General features: G+C 56.2%; 20 protein-coding genes. 4 read left to right on the top strand and 16 right to left on the bottom strand.

The window, feature by feature from the left end:
* Positions 1-10: 10 nt before the first annotated feature.
* Entirely contained in the window at positions 11-2692 is a 2682-nt protein-coding gene (gene glnE / locus AC0KVQ_RS08130; RefSeq protein ID WP_473420642.1) for a bifunctional [glutamate--ammonia ligase]-adenylyl-L-tyrosine phosphorylase/[glutamate--ammonia-ligase] adenylyltransferase, read from the top strand.
* A gap of 99 nt (positions 2693-2791) precedes the next feature.
* Here the strand turns inward: glnE and AC0KVQ_RS08125 are convergent, their stop codons facing one another.
* From AC0KVQ_RS08125 to AC0KVQ_RS08110, 4 genes are all read right to left on the bottom strand, one after another.
* Positions 2792-3268 (bottom strand): hypothetical protein, encoded by a 477-nt coding sequence (locus tag AC0KVQ_RS08125; protein ID WP_473420641.1) that lies wholly within the window; start codon positions 3266-3268, stop codon positions 2792-2794.
* 251 nt (positions 3269-3519) lie between these two features.
* On the bottom strand, positions 3520-5328 hold the full coding sequence (gene aspS / locus AC0KVQ_RS08120) for an aspartate--tRNA ligase (protein WP_473420640.1): 1809 nt from the start codon (positions 5326-5328) through the stop codon (positions 3520-3522).
* 55 nt (positions 5329-5383) lie between these two features.
* The gene (locus AC0KVQ_RS08115; protein WP_473420712.1) at positions 5384-6040 is read right to left on the bottom strand and encodes a DUF502 domain-containing protein; all 657 of its coding nucleotides are present in this window, start codon (positions 6038-6040) and stop codon (positions 5384-5386) included.
* 12 nt (positions 6041-6052) lie between these two features.
* Complete coding sequence (locus tag AC0KVQ_RS08110; protein ID WP_473420639.1) at positions 6053-6298, bottom strand: FmdB family zinc ribbon protein; 246 nt, start codon at positions 6296-6298, stop codon at positions 6053-6055.
* 229 nt (positions 6299-6527) lie between these two features.
* Between AC0KVQ_RS08110 and AC0KVQ_RS08105 the strand changes: the two genes are divergently transcribed.
* A complete protein-coding gene (locus tag AC0KVQ_RS08105; RefSeq protein WP_473420638.1) occupies positions 6528-8105 on the top strand; it encodes a methyl-accepting chemotaxis protein in 1578 nt (525 codons plus the stop codon).
* Here AC0KVQ_RS08105 and tilS read toward each other — a convergent pair.
* The 3 genes from tilS to fliW form a co-directional block, all read right to left on the bottom strand.
* Positions 8097-9464, bottom strand: coding sequence for a tRNA lysidine(34) synthetase TilS (tilS, locus tag AC0KVQ_RS08100; protein ID WP_473420637.1), 1368 nt, complete (start codon positions 9462-9464; stop codon positions 8097-8099). The two genes, AC0KVQ_RS08105 and tilS, sit on opposite strands and share 9 nt — an antisense overlap.
* On the bottom strand, positions 9433-10401 hold the full coding sequence (locus AC0KVQ_RS08095) for an acetyl-CoA carboxylase carboxyltransferase subunit alpha (RefSeq protein WP_473420636.1): 969 nt from the start codon (positions 10399-10401) through the stop codon (positions 9433-9435). The genes tilS and AC0KVQ_RS08095 overlap by 32 nt, the downstream gene beginning before the upstream one ends.
* Before the next feature lie 107 nt (positions 10402-10508).
* Positions 10509-10931 (bottom strand): flagellar assembly protein FliW, encoded by a 423-nt coding sequence (fliW, locus tag AC0KVQ_RS08090; protein ID WP_473420635.1) that lies wholly within the window; start codon positions 10929-10931, stop codon positions 10509-10511.
* 160 nt (positions 10932-11091) lie between these two features.
* On the opposite strand from fliW, the gene flgM reads away from it, so the two are divergent.
* Positions 11092-11379 carry a flagellar biosynthesis anti-sigma factor FlgM gene (gene flgM, locus AC0KVQ_RS08085; RefSeq protein ID WP_473420634.1) on the top strand — a complete coding sequence of 96 codons (288 nt, stop codon included), beginning with the start codon at positions 11092-11094 and terminating at the stop codon, positions 11377-11379.
* Between the two features lie 6 nt (positions 11380-11385).
* Positions 11386-11853: a flagella synthesis protein FlgN gene (locus tag AC0KVQ_RS08080; RefSeq protein WP_473420633.1), complete on the top strand. Its 468-nt coding sequence runs from the start codon at positions 11386-11388 to the stop codon at positions 11851-11853.
* Between the two features lie 7 nt (positions 11854-11860).
* Here AC0KVQ_RS08080 and AC0KVQ_RS08075 read toward each other — a convergent pair whose 3' ends face one another.
* The 9 genes from AC0KVQ_RS08075 to AC0KVQ_RS08035 all read right to left on the bottom strand — a co-directional run bounded on the left by AC0KVQ_RS08075 (position 11861) and on the right by AC0KVQ_RS08035 (position 18913).
* Positions 11861-12355 (bottom strand): C40 family peptidase, encoded by a 495-nt coding sequence (locus AC0KVQ_RS08075; protein WP_473420632.1) that lies wholly within the window; start codon positions 12353-12355, stop codon positions 11861-11863.
* 276 nt (positions 12356-12631) lie between these two features.
* Positions 12632-12976, bottom strand: coding sequence for an EscU/YscU/HrcU family type III secretion system export apparatus switch protein (locus AC0KVQ_RS08070; RefSeq protein ID WP_473420631.1), 345 nt, complete (start codon positions 12974-12976; stop codon positions 12632-12634).
* Positions 12954-14039 (bottom strand): flagellar hook-length control protein FliK, encoded by a 1086-nt coding sequence (gene fliK / locus AC0KVQ_RS08065; protein ID WP_473420630.1) that lies wholly within the window; start codon positions 14037-14039, stop codon positions 12954-12956. The genes AC0KVQ_RS08070 and fliK overlap by 23 nt, the downstream gene beginning before the upstream one ends.
* Before the next feature lie 7 nt (positions 14040-14046).
* Complete coding sequence (locus AC0KVQ_RS08060; RefSeq protein WP_473420629.1) at positions 14047-14451, bottom strand: DUF2802 domain-containing protein; 405 nt, start codon at positions 14449-14451, stop codon at positions 14047-14049.
* A 43-nt stretch (positions 14452-14494) separates the two neighbouring features.
* The gene (locus AC0KVQ_RS08055) at positions 14495-14806 is read right to left on the bottom strand and encodes a flagellar protein FliT (RefSeq protein WP_473420628.1); all 312 of its coding nucleotides are present in this window, start codon (positions 14804-14806) and stop codon (positions 14495-14497) included.
* A complete protein-coding gene (gene fliS / locus AC0KVQ_RS08050) occupies positions 14806-15264 on the bottom strand; it encodes a flagellar export chaperone FliS (RefSeq protein WP_473420627.1) in 459 nt (152 codons plus the stop codon). The genes AC0KVQ_RS08055 and fliS overlap by 1 nt, the downstream gene beginning before the upstream one ends.
* A 9-nt stretch (positions 15265-15273) precedes the next feature.
* The gene (fliD, locus tag AC0KVQ_RS08045; RefSeq protein ID WP_473420626.1) at positions 15274-16821 is read right to left on the bottom strand and encodes a flagellar filament capping protein FliD; all 1548 of its coding nucleotides are present in this window, start codon (positions 16819-16821) and stop codon (positions 15274-15276) included.
* Between the two features lie 187 nt (positions 16822-17008).
* Positions 17009-17413 (bottom strand): flagellar protein FlaG, encoded by a 405-nt coding sequence (locus AC0KVQ_RS08040; RefSeq protein ID WP_473420625.1) that lies wholly within the window; start codon positions 17411-17413, stop codon positions 17009-17011.
* A gap of 75 nt (positions 17414-17488) precedes the next feature.
* On the bottom strand, positions 17489-18913 hold the full coding sequence (locus AC0KVQ_RS08035) for a flagellin N-terminal helical domain-containing protein (RefSeq protein WP_473420624.1): 1425 nt from the start codon (positions 18911-18913) through the stop codon (positions 17489-17491).
* Positions 18914-19359 lie beyond the last annotated feature (446 nt).

The raw sequence follows: 19359 nt of genomic DNA, 5'->3' as shown, positions 1-19359 counted from the left end.
AAATCCGCTCATGAACGATCTCACATCGCCCGATGCATCCTGCCTGGCACCCGCCCTGAATCACAGCCGCTATCTGGAAAGGCTGTTCAACCATCACCCACAATTGCGGGAAGAAACCGCCAGACGGATCGACCAGCCGTTCAGTCGCGCCGAGATGCTTGCGTATTTCCCTGCGAACGTAGGCAGTGACGACGCCCTGAAAAAATGCCTGCGCCACCTGCGCCAGGCCGTGATGGCCCGCCTGATCGCCCGCGAGCTCTCGGGCCACAGCTCGCTTGACGAGGCAGTAGCTACCATCAGCGATCTGGCCGAAGTCGCAGTCGAGCAGGCACTTGCCCAAGTATCGCAACCCGATCCGCGCTATGGCGTTCCCATTGGCGAAGAAAGCGGCACACAGCAGCAATTGATCGTGGTGGGCATGGGCAAATTGGGTGGACGCGAGCTCAATGTTTCATCCGACATCGATCTAATCTTTGTCTACCCGGAAGATGGCGAAACCAGCGGTCCATCCAAAATCAGCAATCATGAATACTTTGCCCGTATCGGCAAACGCCTGATCCAGCTGATTGCCGACCCGACCGAAGAAGGCTTCGTATTCCGGGTCGATATGCGCTTGCGCCCGTTCGGCGATTCCGGCCCGCTGGTCTGCAGCTTTGCCGCACTGGAAAACTACCTGATCACACAAGGGCGAGAATGGGAACGCTATGCCTGGATCAAGGGCCGTGCACTGACTGGCGATGAAGCTGGCTTGATGGCGCTGGTCACGCCTTTTGTTTATCGCAAATATCTGGATTACGGCGCATTTCAGTCGATGCGCGAACTGCATGCCCAGATTCGCCGCGAAGTGATGCGGCGCGACCGGGCCGACAATATCAAGCTCGGGCCGGGCGGCATCCGCGAAATTGAATTTGTCTGCCAGGTATTCCAGCTGATTCGCGGGGGTCGACACAAGGCACTGCGCACCCGCGCCACGCAAGTCATGCTGAGCGAACTGGAAAACTGGGGCATGCTGCTCCCCGAACAGGTGGCCGAATTGCGCGCCGCCTATGTATTCCTGCGCAATCTGGAGCACCGCATCATGTATCTGGATGATGCACAGACCCAGATGCTGCCGACCAACGCGGACGACCAGGCACGCATTGCCACCAGCATGGGATGCGCCAACTGGGAGGCATTTCGCACGGAGCTCGATGCGCATCGCGCGATTGTCACCCGACATTTCGAGCAGGTATTCGAGGATCGTCAGGAAAGCGTGCAACCGTGTGCCGACAGCTGGCGCGGCAGCAGCGAGGAAGAATGCGTGCAAAAACTGGCGCAACGCGGCTATCAAAACCCGGATGAAGCACAGCGTCTGCTGCAGGCACTGCAAACCGGTTCTCGCTATCAGCAAATGCCCGAGCGCAGCCGGCGCCGCTTCGATGTCATCCTGCCCAACCTGACCGAAATCGCCGCCAGCTTTCCCAACCCGGACCAGACACTGGCGCGACTTTTGGCACTGATCGAAGCCATCAGCCGGCGCGAATCCTATCTGGCACTGCTGGCCGAACACCCGCAGGCGCTGCAGCGACTGGCGGCGCTCTACAGTGCCAGCTCGTGGGTTTCCGGCTTTCTGACCCGCCACCCGATCCTGCTGGACGAACTGCTTGATGCGCGCCTGCTCGAACAGAAACCGGATTGGCAAAAACTGGGCAGGCGCCTGCGCGACGAACTGGCCGAGCATGCCGGCGATACCGAAGCCCGCATGGATGTGATGCGGGTATTCCAGCATACGCAACTGTTCCGCCTGGCCGCACAGGACATCGCAGGATTGTGGACACTCGAACATCTGTCCGACCAGCTCTCGGCGCTCGCCGATCTGATCCTGACCGTCACCATGGAGCAAATCTGGGCCGAGTTGCCGGGCCGGCATCGCGACCAGCCCAGCTTCAGCGCCATCGGCTATGGCAAGCTCGGCGGCAAGGAACTGGGTTACGCATCCGATCTGGACTTGGTATTCCTGTATGAGGACGATTACCCGGATGCCGGCGAAATCTACGCGCGCTTCACCCGCCGCATCACCACCTGGATCACCACATTGACCCCGACCGGCATGCTCTATGATATCGACCTGCGCCTGCGTCCGAACGGTGCGTCAGGATTGCTCGTATCCAGCATTGCCGCCTTTGAAGCCTACCAGCACGAATCCGCTTGGGTCTGGGAACATCAGGCACTCACGCGCGCGCGCTTCTGTGCCGGCGATGCCGTCATCGGCAAAAAATTCGAGGCGATTCGCGATGCAGTGCTGCGCAAGCCCAGAGAGCTAGCCAAGTTGCGCGAAGAAGTCATCACCATGCGCAACCGCATGCTGGAAACTCACCCTGCCAAGGAGATCGATGTCAAACACCGCCGCGGTGGGCTGGTCGATATCGAATTCATCGTTCAATACCTGATTCTTGCCCACGCCAATCAGTACCCGCAACTCACTGCCAACAGCGGCACCATCGCACTGCTGGGTACAGCTGCCGAATGCAGGCTGATCCCGGCGGAACTCGCCGAAAAATCTCAGGTTGCCTATCGGGAACTGCGCCGGCTGCAGCATGCCAGTCGGCTCAACGAGGGGGCACTGGATATCGCACAAATCATGATTTTTAAAGATGAAATCCAGGCCGCACAAGCGCTGTGGGCCTATTTGTTTGAGATACAGGAGAAGTAAGGGGCAGGGCTGATCAGAACCTGTTCAACGCCTGTGGCGAGAATCACTTTGCAAGGTTGGGCGCAACGCACAAACCCAGACCGGGGTCATGCAGCAAGACTATGGACAAACCTCTCCGGCCATTGCCGGGAAATCAAGATAATGCACGGCATCGGCCTGGATCAGGTACTGCTCCAGCCATGACACCTCGCATTTGACCAGATCCAGCAGAGCCACAACATGGGCAGGTTCGGTGCTGGCCGCAAACCAGAATTCCTTGCGCAACACCGAATCTTTCTGCGCTGCAGAAACCGATCCCCCCGGATGCAATTCATCCAGAGACCGGCCATGCCGCGAATAGCCGTCGCGCTCAAGCAACTGTGACAACAGCGGGTAGGCCTGGACCACCTCCAGCACGATGGCGGACATATCCGCCGACAATTTCTGCAGATTGACAAACAATTCCGGCTGGAAATTCGCTGCGGTTGCCCTGCAACAGGCGGGGCATGGAAACATTTTCACCAAGCAAGCGGCATCATCCGAATCGATCAGCTTCTCCGGCATGAATTGTACTTTGTGTCCACAGAGATAGCTCATTACGCATTACCCGAGTTATGGCAAAAGTCGCATAAAAGAATATAAGCAAAAAACCATCAAAATTAAATACAAAAAGCTGTCAAATTAAAAATATTATTTCCATAAATAATTACAAAATTACATACAAATAAAGTAAGAATAAATTCCGGTTACAAAAAAACCGCCGGGAAGTCCTGGCGGTTTTTTATTAAGAACTTGTTCACGACATTGCAGCGAAGCCGTGATCAGGTTCTAACAAGGGATGATCGGTATCAGCCTACCGTACCTTCAACCTTCTGGCGCAAGCGCAAATGCAGCTCGCGCAACTGCTTTTCATCCACATCGTTCGGCGCATTCGTCAGCAAGCACTGGGCGCGCTGCGTCTTGGGGAAGGCGATCACGTCACGAATCGATTCAGCACCGGTCATCAAAGTCACCAGACGATCCAGACCGAAAGCCAGACCACCGTGCGGCGGTGCACCGAACTTCAGGTTGTCGAGCAGGAAGCCAAACTTGTTCTGCGCTTCTTCGTCGCCAATGCCCAGCGCCTCAAACACCGTCGATTGCACATCGGCGCGATGGATACGCACCGAGCCACCGCCCAACTCCCAACCATTGAGCACCATATCGTAGGCGCGGGCCTTGCAGGCACCCGGATTGGTCTTGAGCATGTCGATGTGCTCGGCTTTCGGGCTGGTGAACGGATGGTGACACGCATTCCAGCGCTTGCCGTCTTCATCGTATTCGAACATCGGGAAATCCACCACCCAGCATGGTTTCCACTCTTTGACGAAGTAGCCGCCCGCTTCACCCTTTTCATGACCGATCTTGAGGCGCAGCGCACCGATGGCTTCGTTCACCACCTTGGTCTTGTCGGCACCAAAGAAGATGATATCGCCATTTTGCGCACCTGTACGCTCAATAATGGCCTTGAGGGCGTCATTCGACAAGAATTTGACAATGGGTGCAGCCAGGCCGGAATTATCCGGATCATTGCTGATGCGGTTAACGTCGTTGACCTTGATATAGGCCAGCCCCTTGGCGCCGTAAATACCAACGAACTTGGTGTATTCATCGATCATGGAGCGGCTGAATTCGGCACCACCCGGCACACGCAGCCCCACCACGCGGCCGCCTTCCATATCGGCGGCACCACGGAAGACTTTGAATTCCTCGGTCTTCATCACGTCGGTGAGTTCGGTGAACTTCAGGCTGACGCGCAGATCGGGCTTGTCCGAACCGTAGTAATACATCGCATCATCGTAGGCAATGCGCGGGAACTTGCCCAGATCCACACCGATAGCTTCCTTGAATACATGGCAAGCCATGCTCTCGGTGATGTCCATGATTTCGTCTTCGTTCAGGAACGAAGTTTCGATATCGATCTGGGTGAATTCCGGCTGGCGATCGGCGCGCAGATCTTCGTCACGGAAGCACTTGGTAATCTGGTAGTAGCGATCAAAACCGGCCACCATCAAGAGCTGTTTGAACAACTGCGGCGACTGCGGCAAGGCGAAGAACTGGCCCGGATGCACGCGCGAAGGCACCAGATAATCACGCGCACCTTCCGGGGTGGAGCGGGTCAGCATCGGGGTTTCGATGTCGATGAAGCCCTGCTTGTCCAGATAATTGCGTACCAGCATGGCCACGCGATAACGCAGCCTCATGTTGTACTGCATGGCGGGGCGGCGCAGATCAATGACACGGTTGGTCAGGCGAACGTTTTCATTGAGATTTTCATCATCGATCTGGAACGGCGGTGTGGCAGCAGTATTCAGCACTTCGATCTGCTTGGCCAGGATCTCGATTTCACCGGAAATCATCTTGCTGTTGGCGGTTCCGGCCGGGCGCTCGCGCACGATACCGGTAATCGACAGCACATACTCATTGCGCGAGGCATCGGCCGTGGCAAATGCTTCCGGGGTATCCGGGTCGATCACGATCTGCACAATGCCTTCGCGGTCGCGCAGGTCGATAAAAATCACGCCGCCATGATCACGCCGGCGATGGGCCCAGCCCTTCACCGTGACGGTCTGTCCCAAAAAGCGCTTGTCAATCAAGCCACAGTAATCAGTACGCATCAGTTTCTCTTTTTATTTAATTCGCAGCGCCAAGCCTGCGGGGATCAAAAATGGGTCAGTGATGGGCGTTTTTTTCACCCGGGGCAACCACCCCCATGGAAATCACATATTTGAGCGCATCATCCACGCTCATTTCCAGCTCAATCACGTCATCGCGGCGCACCATGATGAAGTAACCGGAAGTCGGGTTGGGCGTAGTAGGCACATACACATTGATATGCTCGCCATCGATAGCCGCCGCGATATTGTCAGCGGGCATGCCAGTCAGAAACGCAATGGTCCAGGCACCCTGATGCGGAAAACGCACCAGCACCGCCTTGCTGAATGCCTGGCCAGTACCGGAAAACAGGGTATCGGATACCTGTTTCACGCTGCTATAGACATTGCGCACAATGGGAATGCGGTTCATCAACCCTTCCCAATAACGCAACAGACGCTGACCAAAAATATTGGCAGCCAGCACACCGGTCACCAGCAATACGGCCAGCAGCAGAATCAGGCCAAAACCCGGCATGTGATACAGCCAGGTGATATGCGGCACATATTCAACCAGCTGTTCCAGCACCCAGTAATCCGGCCGGTATTCGGATGGCAGCATGGCCGCGAACTGGTCTATCGCCCCCAGCAGCAGCTGCAATACCCAGGCGGTTGCCGCCAGCGGCAGCCAGACCAGCAAACCGGCAAGCAGATATTTTTTCAGGCTAGCCAACATATCAGGCACTACTTACTGGCAGCCACAGACGCCCGTCTGGGCGCATGGCGGAGGTGTGTCGGATTTCTGGCCGGAACCACCCTTGAAATCGGTGACGTACCAGCCCGATCCCTTGAGCTGAAAGCCTGCGGCAGTCAGCTGCTTTTGATAGCTATCAGCCTTGCAGGTCGGGCATTCGGTCAGTGCAGCATCGGCCATTTTCTGCATGTGCTCGCCTTCATGGCCACAGGCGGCGCAACGGTAGGCATATATCGGCATGGCAGGATTCCTCAAAACTACTGAAAACAGGGAATTATAAAGGGAAGTTGCAGTAAACGGTGGATCTGCACATGCAGGTTTTCACACTGTTACGCCAATAGACCTGATCGGCCCCACCCAACTTGCACAGAGATCCGTCTATAGGGTGCGGGGCCCATCACTGACTTGTCACAAATCCGTCATACCGCCCACGTAGCATTCCTGCAACCTTATCCCGTCAGGAGCCGGTATGCGCATCGTCACGCAATTGAGAATGGTCAGTGCTTTAAGCATCATCTGCCTGGGTATCGCCATCCTGCTGGCAGGCTGGCAACTGCAACGATTGCTGCACGAATACCAGACCTTCTCGGCCGCGCAGCAAAGCAGCTATCAACTCATGCAGATGCAGACAGAAATGCTGGGCGTTTCCCGCTCCGATCCAGTCCTGGCCGAAACCGCCGATACGCTGCACACTGCAGAGCAACGCATCTCGAAACTGGGCAACCAGACATCAGCATTACTCAACCCCGCGCAGGGAAAAACACTGCAGGAAGCCATCGAACAGGGTTGGCTACCCTATCTTGCCCAGTTTCAGTCAGCAGTAAAGATTGCCGCAGAAAGCCCGCAGGATGCGCTGGTCATTCCCGAACAGATTTATGGCATGTATCTGGCACCAATGCTGGACAAGCTCCGGCAACTGAATCAGGTCGAACAACAGCGCGCCACAACCCTGCAACACCAGATCGATCAGCGCATCACCCGCCTGCTCTGGCTGATCCTGGCCCCGCTCGCCATCGCCGGACTGATCGTGATCCTGCCGCAATGGTGGGTCAGTCGCAGCATTGCGCAGCGGCTTGCCCACATGTCGCAAACCAGCCATAGCCTGGCGCAAGGCGATTTGACCATACGCGCCCCCGAATACGATAACGAACTGGGCGAACTGAGCCGCGCCATCAACCGCTCGGTCAGTTCACTCTCGGACATGATACGCAGCAGCATGGCTGCGGCCGGCAAGGTCCGCACCGAATCAACCGCGGTCAGCCATCTCAGCCATCAGGTCTTGCAAGGCACGGAAACCCAGAGCCGCGATCTGGCCGAAATGCTGGGTGCGATGCAAACATTGAATGAGGCGGTCAGCACCATCAGTCAACTGGCCCAGCGCACGGCCAGCGCCACAGCGCAGGCGCAACAGGCCTCCCGCCACGCAGTCGGCGCAAGCGAACACTCCAATCAGCAACTGCAGGACATGGAAAATCATTTCCACATGGTGGAAAACAGCACGCGCTCGCTGGTGGAATCATTACGCGCCATCACAGGGGTGGCCAACAGCATTCGCGACATCGCCGGCCAGACCAACCTGCTGGCGCTCAACGCCGCCATCGAAGCTGCCCGCGCCGGCGAGCAAGGGCGCGGTTTCGCTGTCGTCGCCGACGAAGTCAGGCAACTATCCGCCCACACCCACGATGCCACGCAGGAAATCAGCCGCATCCTGCAAGAAACCAATCTGCGCACCAGCTCAATGCTCGACGCACTGGGCACCGCCGCACTCGCCATGCATGGCTCGCGCCAAGGCAGCGAAACGCTGGGCAAGGCCATGACTGAAATCGACGACCTGACGCAGGAGGTTCACCGCCTGACAGGGGAAATAGGTGCGGCAATTGAAGAACAAACGCAAGCCTGTGCCAGCATAACCGGTGGCATCGCCGATCTTGACCAGGCCGCCAGAGAAACCGCCCGGCACACTGAAACCATGGCCAAGGATCTGCAGGAATTGAACGCCGTCTCCGACCGCCTGGAAGCCGGCATGGCAGGATTCCGACTAGTCTGAGCCTGGTTCACCGGATGGCCTCGCGGGCTGCCAAACAGGCCACCAGCCACCTTCTTCCGCGAATTCCGCCGCCACCCACAAGCCGGGCACAGCCGCCAGCCGATCATCAATCCACAGCAGGGGTAACGCGTCGCGCTGCCACGGCGGCACAGCCTGTTCCTGAAAAAGATGCTTGAGTGTGCGCATTGGCCCATCCGGGCGCAGGCGCATCGCTTCACCACCAAGCCGAGGCCGCAACATCATTTGGCCACACAACACGGATTCGGCAATCCCGACAACATCGGCCCGACGCCGCCAGCATAATTCGCCCGACCAGGTTTGCGGCAACCAGCAGGCACCTGGCTGCCAGGCAAGTTCCTCTGCCCGCCCTTGCTGCAGGCGGGCAGCAGTTACATAGAGCCGGCCACGATAGCGGCGCACTGCCAGGTCACGCCAAATCCAGCAGGGACTGGCATCTTCGCGCGCACTTTGCATCATGGCCAGCAGCGCATCAAACGCACGCGTATCGGCCACGATGCCGTGCTGCTGCAGCCAGTAACGCAGCACATTGCGCAGGCGCGGCACCGAAAGACGAGCGCCAGCCTGCAGACAAAAACTCTCTGCCACCAGGCAGGATGCCAGATCGGCCTGCGCCAGCTCCAGCAACAAAGCATCGGTTTCTGCCACATGCTGTGCGGTTCGGGACAATGTTTGTGCAACAGAAGGGAAACGATCAGCCAGCACGGGCAAAACCGCGTGGCGCAGGTAGTTGCGATCAAGCGTTTGATCCGTATTGCTGTCATCCTCAACCCAGCGCAAACCATGCGTGCGGGCATACGCCAGCAAATCGCTGCGCGGCACATCCAGCAAGGGGCGCACTAGCGAGGTTCGTCCGGCCAAATGACGGCACTCGGGCATCGCAGCCAACCCGCGTACACCCGTTCCGCGCAACAGATTCAGCAACAGTGTTTCCGCCTGATCGTCGCGATGATGCGCCAGCAGCAGCACATCACAATCCTGCCGCGCATAAACGGCATAGCGCGCCTGGCGCGCCGCGGCTTCCAGCCCCAATTCGGCACGTGCCGTAACCGCAACACGCTCGACCGTACAGGCAATGCCAAGCGATTGCGCAAACTGACAGGCAAATTGTGCCCAGTCGTCCGCATGCACGGACAAACCATGATGCACGTGCAACGCAAACAGGCCATGACCGGAACGGGAGCAGAATCCCGCCAGCACATGCAGTAAAACTACGGAATCGAGGCCACCGGAGAAACCGACACAAAAACGGGTCGGCCCGGCGGAAACAAGATAGCGGGCCAGATTGGCTTCGACCCGCTTAACCCAATCAGGCAGAAGGCTCTTCCTTGAACTTGCCATAGCTCATTAACCGCTCGAACCGGCTATCCAGCAATTCGTCGACCGACTTTTCACGCAAGGATTTCAAGGCATCCGTCAGCGATTTCTTCATGGTAGCCATCATCAGCGGATAATTGCGGTGGGCACCACCAACTGGCTCGGCCACCACCTTGTCGATCAGGCCCAGCGTTTTCAGGCGGCTGGCAGTAATTCCCAGCGCTTCGGCCGCTTCGCTCGCCTTCTCGGCGGTCTTCCACAAAATGGAAGCACACCCTTCCGGCGAAATGACCGAATAGGTCGAATACTGCAGCATCTGCACCGTATCGCCCACAGCAATGGCCAGCGCACCGCCCGAGCCACCTTCACCGATTACGGAGCAGATCACCGGCACGCGCAACTTGGTCATCTCGTACAGATTGCGCCCGATCGCTTCCGATTGGCCACGTTCTTCCGCACCGATCCCAGGATAGGCTCCCGGAGTGTCGATAAAGGTCATCACCGGCAGATTGAATTTTTCTGCCAGTTTCATCAGCCGCAAAGCCTTGCGATAGCCCTCGGGGCGCGGCATACCGAAATTGCGGTACTGGCGCTCCTTGATATCCCGCCCCTTCTGGTGTCCGATCACCATCACGCCCTGGCCATTGAAACGGGCGATACCACCGACAATGGCCGGATCATCGGCAAATGCCCGATCACCATGCAGCTCTTCAAAATCGGTGAAGATGCCGTTGATGTAATCAAGCGTATAAGGACGTTGCGGGTGGCGGGCCACCTGCGAAATCTGCCAGGGCGTCAACTTGGCATAGATAGCCTTCGTCTGTTCCTGGCTTTTCTTTTCGAGATGGCTGATCTCGACCGAAATATCTACTGCAGTATCGTCCTGGACGAAACGCAGCTCTTCAATCTTGTTTTCGAGCTCGGCAATCGACTGCTCGAAATCGAGAAATGTGGTTTTCATCTACTGCTCCCGGCAGTGCTTGAAGCGCAGCGCCGGCACACGGCCGGCGCAATATGGCAAATTTTCCGGATCATACAAGCATGCTACTGCCCGCGCAAACAGCACGCTCAGACATTACGGAAAACGATATCCGCACGCAAGCCTATCTTCTGCATAGCCTTTCTAGCTTGCAAGTTAAGCACGATCGGTGCCTGGGCATTGGCGCTGATCGACGCAGCGACTTCTTCCTGCTTGCGCGAAAGAATCAAGAGCAGGCGCACATCTTCCTGATTTTCCAGATCGATCTCGGCACATTCCGCATCACTGAGCACAATCTGGTAATTCAAACCGAGCCGGTCCGCTTCAATCACACTGAAACAGACATCCGCATCGTCAAGTGACTGCAGCCAAAGCACCTGCGGATCAGGGCGTTCTTCATGCAGCAGTTTGTAGCGCTTGCACTCGGGGAAACCCGGCAAACCGGATGGGAAAGTAATGACAGTTTCCGGATCAACCTCGATTTGGCCAAAAGGCGTTTGATAGATTTCCATGAATACCTCCAGATAATTGTTGGAAGCATAGCGAAACCCATGGAAAAGCCCAAGTCATCGGCAAAACAAAGTTAAAGATCCTCAGGTTAGCGCCGATAATCAAGTTATAATCACGCAAGATCATGTTCTTTTTGCATTGCGTTTGGATCCGGAGCCAAACATGAAAATCGACAACACAGGCAAACCCCTGGGCAGCACCCTGGTTCGTAGCGAAACCAGGACCGCATCCAGCAGCAAGAAAACCGAAACTACGCAGCAGGAAAGCGTCAGCATCAACCCACTGGCCGCCAAGATGCAAGCCATGGAAGCATCCGGCGCAGAAGCCAGCTTTGATGCCGACAAGGTTGCGGCCATCCGCCAGGCCATTGCCGACGGCAAGTTCTCGGTACGTTCGGACGTAATCGCCGACAAACTGCTCGACAGCGTGCGCGAGCTGCTGACTGAATAAGCTGCCATGCCCGACATCGCCCTGCATGCCGCACTCAAGGATGAGCTGGCAGCACTGGAACGCATGATCGCCCTGCTGCAACAAGAGCAGGAAGTTCTTACACGCGCCCGCATCGAACAACTCGCCGAGATTTCAGACCAGAAAGCGCGTCAAGTTGCACAACTCGAACACCTCACTGCTGAGCGCCGCTCGCTGATGCTAGCGCGCAATATCCCGGATGATGGCAGCGCAATTTCCGAATGGCTTTCCCGCCACGAACCCGATCTGCTGGAAACCTGGCAAACACTGATCGACCTGGCCCGCCAGGCCGCGCAATACAACCGCAGCAACGGCCGCCTGATTGCCAGCCGCGAGGAAGCCAACCGCGCACTGATGGGCTTGCTGCTGAACGAGCGTAGCGTGGAAGATACCGGTTATACCGCAGACGGGCAGCTTGCCCACAAAGCGAACCGCCGCCGACTTGATCGCGCCTGATTTACCCTTACCCTCCCGCAAACAACGTCCGTCCTCCCTGAAACCGTTGCGCGAAATACGGGGAATCCAGCGACTCCACCCGCACCTTGCCACGGCTCGATGGCGCATGCACAAACTTGTTGTCGCCCAGATAAATGCCAACATGCGAGAACGGATAGCCCTGGGTATTGAAGAAAACCAGATCACCCGCCTGCAATTCGGCATGACCGACCGGCCGCGCCCGCTGCGCCAGCGCCGCCGCACTGTGCGGCAACTCCACGCCCGCCGCCTGCTTGTAGATAAAACGCACCATGCCACTGCAATCCAGCCCAGCTTCCGGATTGGCCCCGCCAAACTGATAGCCGACATCCAGCAGCCCCAAGGCCACCATCACCACCTCGCGCGCCACACCATCTGCCTGCAAGCTGGCCAAGGACAAATCGCGCACAGGTTTTTGCGCATTAGCGGGCTTGGTTGGCTGGGTTGAGCACGCCACGATCGACAGGCCTGCCAGCGCAATCAATCCATATTGCAGCCACCGCGCAGCCCCTTCCCTCTCTCCCCCAAGGGGCGAGAGGAACTGTACCCCCCTCTCCCGCAGACGGGAGAGGGCTGGGGAGAGGGCAATCCCCCGCAAAACTCCACAACCCAATAATCGACGCACACCCAACAATTTCATCCCCTTACCCTCATCAAACCGCAAGGTGAAGCACCCTCTCTCCTAACCTCTCTCCCCAAAGGGACGAGAGGAACAGTATCCCTCTCGTCCCTTTGGGGAGAGGGCCGAAGGAGGGAAAAATCACTCGCTCATCTGGCCATCCACAGGCGGCAAAACCTGGCTCAAATCCGGCACCACCGCATCCTGCCCCTGCTCCAGCATATAGATGAATGCCAGCAACTCAGCCACGGCGCGATACAACTGCGGCGGGATATGCTGATCCAGATCCACCTGCAATAAAAGCGATACCAGCTCCGGTGATTCATGCACGAATACACCGGCCTCCCTGGCACGTTCAATGATGCGCTCGGCCAGTTGGCCCTGCCCCTTGGCCACCACGCGCGGCGCAGCGCTGCCTTGCTGGTAAGCCAGCGCCACTGCGCTTTGCCGGCGCATGGCCGGGCTAAGATTGATCTTTTTCTGCATAACGTTGCACCTGGCTGGATTCCAGCGCCAGCCCTGCTGCCGCAAACTGGCTGGCCAGTGCAGACTGGCTGCGCAGCAACGTATCAAGCGTTTGCGCGGCTTCGGCCTCGAAACGCAAGTTGAAACGCCCATCGCGCAAGCTGGCCACCACGCCTACCTTGCCCAGATTGGGCAAATCAAGATCCAGACGGGTTTGCCAGACTTGGGCGGCCTGCTGCTCGCCCCCCAGAGCATCACGTTCGTTTTCCAGCTCCAGCTGCCAGCGCAAGGGCTGCCCCGGCCATGCCTGACCCTGCCACACCAGCGGGTTATTTTCCAGCAGGGCCAGTTGTTGTTGCACCAGTTGCCTTACCGCCTGATCAGGCATCACCTCGGCAGACTGGCGCACATCGGCAAGCACACGTGCTTCCATCCCACGCATCTGCTGATCAGGCACCTTGGCCGCTATTGGTTGCACCGCAGATTGTTCGATAGGCTTGCCATCCTGCTGCATGGCAGCCTGTGGTTCGCGCAGCAATGTCTGCAAGGTACGCAGGCCATTTACCCATTCAGCCTGGTGGGATTCATAAAACAAGCCACTTTCCGCCAGGCGCGACGCCAACACATTGGCCAATTGTGCCGGTTGTGGCTGCCCGGCAAACAAGGGCTGTGCCTGCTGCACATTGGCAGCCTTAGCTTGCCCGCCTTGCGTAGCCAGCATCTCGCCCAGCATTTTCGCGGCCGAGCTCAATGCCACCCCCGTATTGCCGGTTTGGCTGGCTTGCCCGTTTTGGGCATCGGGTTGCCGGCTCAAGGCAAATGTCAGTTTCGGGTCTTTGGAAACAACGATGAGTTCAAGCTGCTCACCGGGCTGTGTATTGCGCGGCAGGTTAAGGTCCAGCAACTGATCCTTGATCAGCACGGCAAATCGGCCGTTGGGCATCTGATCAGTAACGATGGCCTTCACGCGCTCGCCCACAGTGAGCAGCAGCTGATCCGGTGCCGGCTTGGCAACCTCGATCACCCCCTGCTGATTACGCAGATGGGCCTGAACCAGACTGACCGCAGGGCTACCCGGCAGCATGGCGGCGCTAACGCGAAGAACCAGTGGTGCGGTACAGGGCCACGATCAGGTCAGCCTCGCCGCGAGAAATTCCGCACTGCTCGGCCACCTTGTCGGCATCCATCCCCTGCTGTGCCAGGCGGATAGCCTGGCTATAGGGTGTATCGTCAGCGGCGTGCAGACCTGCACCAAGAGATGGTTCGGCTGGCGAATGCACCAGCATCGCGGCAAGGCGCACCTTGAGGGTTTCCACCTCGCGCCGCAGGTTGGCGATTTCTTCGCCCTGGCGTGCCAGGGCATCGGTATCGGAAACGGAAAGTGAACGCTGGCGCGAAGATTTGCGCAGAAACAGCAAGAGCTCGGCCACATAGAAGAGCAGCAGAACCAGGCTGATATAGAGCAGTTGCTGCCAGGTAATTACAATGCCATCCATCCCGGGAACTCCAGCCGGCAGCCGCCGGGAAGCGCTGGCGGCATCAAGATTGATAGGTACGGTTCAGTTTAGCTGCATTGTGAGCGCCAGCCAATTCAGCAGCAAGGCTGGCCTTGTGCTTTTCCGCCAGTGGCAGAATCGTCGCCAGACCATCCTGAATATTGCGCAACTTTTGTGGCAACACCTGGCGCGCTTGAGCATCCCAATCCGCCGAATCCAGCGCGGGCAAAGCTGCCATGATCTGCGCGCACTCGCTCTGCAACTCGATGAATCGATCCCAATCCCCGGCTTCAGCCTGCTGGCACATGGCAGCCACAATCTGTTCCAGGTGCTGGAAAACGGCCAGATCAGGCATCACGCCCGCCCGTAGCTCAAAGGCGCAACACGTTCCGGTTGGGGCGCTTCCGTTTGCGCAGCAGCCTTGGCTGGATCAATGGCCTCCCAGGATTCCTTCAAGCTGGTGAGCAGGTTCAGTACTTCTTCCAGCATGGCCAGATCATTATGCAGATTGGCCTGCAACAAGCGTCGCCCCATGTAGTCGTACAGTGCATCCAGATTGGCCGCCAGATCACCGCCCTGATCCTTATCCAGCGAAACACGCAGGCCTTCCTGAATAATTGCAATCGCCTTCGAAATAGCCATGCCCTTATCGGCAATCGCACCATTTTGCATGTGCAATTTGGCCAGGTTGCACGATTTGATCGCGCCCTCAAACAACATCAAAATCAGGCGATGTGGGCTGGCAGCCTCAACCTGGGTGGCGAGATCCTGTTTGCCATAGGCGTTGATCGCCTTGCGAAAACCTGCATTCATTTTTCAACCTTAGGACGAAGATGAATCCGACGTCATGTTCAGCAACTGGGTCACGTAGGTGCCCAGATTTTGCATATTGGCTACCGCCGTGTCCATGGCAGTGAACTGCGCACGATAGCGTTTTTCGACCTGCTCCAATCGCAATTCAACCCGCTCGTACTGTTTCTCAAGGTCCTTGACCGTTTTATTCAACCCATCCAGCTTGGCATCAATCAAACCATCATCGGCCAGAAAGCCCTTGGCCAATTGCTCAAGCTTGTATGCAAAACCATCCTTGCTGGCTTCTGGCGCAATCGACGAAGTTGTCTGATCAAACGCACCCAGAAACTCGATCACGCCATCCAGATCATTGGTTACTGCCTTGTTAAGCTTGGCCGAATCCAGCGCCAGCGTACCATCTTTCTGAACCGCAATTCCCAAGCTACTCAGTGTTTTGGTGCTATTAGTACCATCACCAAACGTGCCACCAATAAAGGAGCGCAACTGATTCTGCAAGCTGCGCATGGTCGAATCACCTTGCAAGGCACCTGCTGTTTTGGTTGTGGCGTTATAGCTGGTGGTGCTGGAAATAGCACTGGCTAGCTGGTTATAGGCCGTCACAAAAGACTGGAGCTGCGTTGAAATCGTACTAGCATCTCGGCTGACGGTCAGCGAACTCGCTGTAGATACACCCTCAGAATCAGTCGTAGTAGCCTTCAGGTTAAAAGTCAGGCCATCGACCGCATCATCAATGGTATTGGTCGACCGAGTAATCTCCACACCATTGAGTTTGATCTTGGAGTCAACGGCAGATTGCGAAGTCGTGAAGGAAGTACTCGTTTGCGATGGATCAAAATTCAGATAATCCAACTTGGTTTGAGCCACACCCGCTGTTGCCGCAACATCAATCTTGAAGGCATTTTCCGCGCCCGTATCGTCGCCAGAAAGGGAAAGGCGAACGCTGCCAGTCGTATCGCTGATCAGACTGGCTTTCACACCATAATCGCCACCATTGATCGCATCGGCAACATCCTGCAAGGAAATAACACCATCATCGCCTGCACTGACGGTGATTTCCTGCTTGCGCGCAGAATCTGCAGCGAAGCTCTTCACGGTCACAGGCGGGGTACCCGTCGTTTGTTCTGTAACTGTGCCGAAATTGATCGTGACCGTCGCCGCCGCCGAGGTTCCGTCTGCCGCCTTGGCCACCAAGACATCAGAAGCCGACGCAAATTTTCCCGAGTTACTGACAATTTGCTGGGTTTTGGCCAACTGCAGCACATCCACGGAATAACTGGCGGCGCTGGCATCGTTCGTAGCGGTAACACTCAAGGCGCTAGTATTACCGACCGTAGCTTTGATGCCGTTGAGCTTGCCCAGATTCTGCAAGCCACTCGCAGCGGTTTGCAGGCTGGAGATCAGGCTTTTGAACTGGCCGATCAGGCTGATCTTGCTCTGGATCGTGGCTTCCTTGGTCGCAATCTTGGTCAGCGGTGTTTTTTCAGCCGCCATTAGTGACGTAATCAGGCTTTCTACATCAATTCCGGAACCCGTTCCCGCCGCAGTAATCCCAGCCATTTCACACCTCTCTCAACCACATTCGACGATGCATCCACCATGTTGGGCTTCATTACATTCTGCCCAACCTACAATGGATATCCGGTAGGTTGGTAATAGGTAGGTTGGGTAGAGCAAAGCCCAACAGACATAAACACAACCGACCTAGGTTAGGCCAAATTTATGAAGCCCAACAAACCACACAAACTCAGGCCTTATCCTTGATCAACAGACCCTGCAACTTGTCCAGCGCCTTGGCCAGCTCCAGCATTTCTTCGGAAGGAATCTGACGGATCAGTTCCTTGGTATCTTTATCAACCACCTTCACCACAAACGCATCCGTATCCTTGTCGACCGAAAACTCCAGCTTCTGGCTCAAAGTCTGCAGCATATCGTTCATCTGCTGCACTGCCTGATCCACATTTTCTTGCGTCGCGGCAGTCTGCTTTTCCAATGCACCAGCACCAGTCACAGCCATTTTCTGCAGCCCGCCTATCTGCGTTTCGGCATTGCCAGGCACGGGCAGGGAAACTGCACTCTGCCGCGCAGCACTTTCCGCAACAGGCTGAACCGGCATTGAGTTACCTGTGGTAAGCGTCTGAACTTGCATCATACACCTCTCATACGGCAATGCCCCGGCAGCCAGGCTACCGGGGCGATTGTCTGACTCGCTAACTTACCCGAGTGCTTATTGCAGCAGACTCAACACCTGTTGCGGCAGCGCCTTGGCCTGCGCCAGCATAGCGGTACCGGCCTGTTGCAGAATCTGCGACTTAGTCAAATTAGAAGTTTCTACAGCAAAATCAGTATCCTGAATGCGGCTGCGCGATGCAGACAAATTCTCAGAAGTAGTTTGCAAATTGGAAATTGTCGAAGAAAATCGATTTTGAATAGCTCCCAAGTTTGCTCGATTCGAACTAACCGAAGCCAATGCAGCATCAAGACGCAAAATAGCAGCCTGAGCACCATCCGCCGAACCGATATCAATACTATCAACGCCCAAGGTATCTTTAGCTATTGACGCCGAGAGACCCACGGTAGCAACAGTACCACCAACTGTAATAGTATTTGTTGCGGACACAGTCAACGAACCACGCAGGGTATCAGCAAAATCTCCACCGGTCACAGAAAGACCATCTGTGCCAGCCGTGAATCCTGTGCCAGACTCGGTAACAGCAATATTTCTCCCATCAGCGGCGGTCAACGTCATATCGCCACCATTAAGGCTTGCAATTACGCCAGTCTGATCAGATACCGCATTAATTGCATCTCTCAACTGCACATTCGTCAACCCTGCAGCCACATCAGTGTTTGTATAGATAGCTTTCCCATTAATAGAAAGGCTATAGGTATCACCTGCCGTTCCACCAATAGCCCCAACAGTTTGTGTGCCCGAAGTCGAAGCGGAAACGGTCAAACCCGCAATACCTGCATCATTGATTGCTCGCGCTTTAGCATAGGCAGAACTTGCATCCTGTCCAGTCTCAGTTCCCGTAAAGCTGGCGCTCGTAGTAATAGCAGTAGCTGAACCATCACCAATTGCGATAGTTATATCAGTTGCAGCAGCGCCTGACACTTCACTACCAGTTTCCGTTGCAATCCCACCCAAACTGGAAGATTTAACGCTACCAATACTAAAATTAATAGTTTGATTTGCATTCGCCCCAACCTGAAAAGAGGCATCATTAAATGACCCATCAACAATTCTCTGACCATTAAACTCTGTATTAAGTGCAATCCGATCCATTTCAGATTGAAGCTGCGCAACCTCGGACTGCAATGCCTCTCTATCGCTACTACTATTTGTCGAATTTGCCGATTGAATTGCCAATTCGCGCATACGCTGAAGAATATTGGTTGTCTCAGCCATCGCACCCTCAGCCGTTTGGGCCAGCGAAATACCATCGTTGGCATTGCGCTGGGCCTGATCCAGGCCGCGAATCTGCGAGGTCATGCGCTCGGAAATCGCCAGACCCGCAGCATCATCCTTGGCGCCATTGATGCGCAAGCCAGAAGACAGGCGCTGCAGAGAGGTATTCAAGGCATTCTGCGACTTATTCAAATTGCGCTGCGCGGTGAGCGAAGCAACGTTGGTATTGATGACTTGAGCCATGATGTTTGTCTCCAAAGAAGGTTTTGCATCAGGCGGTCATGCAACGTTGCCGCCGCCTACAGACTGTTTATCGGAGAGGCTGGCAGGAACTTTAGGGCGGTGATTAATAATTTTTTCTGATATTTTGCGGCATGTGGATTGGGCGGAAATGCAATCATTCATCCGTGTTGAATGCTGGGTGTTGGGCTTCGCGTTGCTCTGCCCAACCTACGGCCACACGACCCATGCCATGGCACGCGAATCACAACCGACGCCGTAGGTTGGGCTGAATGACAATGAAGCCCAACGTGGCGATGTGGCAAATGCAATGAGGCCCGGCCGTGGGGTTCATGGTTGGCAGGTGACGATTGCGCGGGATCGTTCGGGCGTGGCGCGATGGATGTGGATTTCGTTGGGCTTTGCCTTGACGGTGCATGTTGGGCTTCGCGATGATCTACCCAGCCTAC

It is taken from the genome of Formivibrio sp. oc-25 (assembly GCF_055810895.1).
Note: the sequence above shows the minus strand (reverse complement) of the source record. Positions and strands in the feature narration are given on the sequence as shown.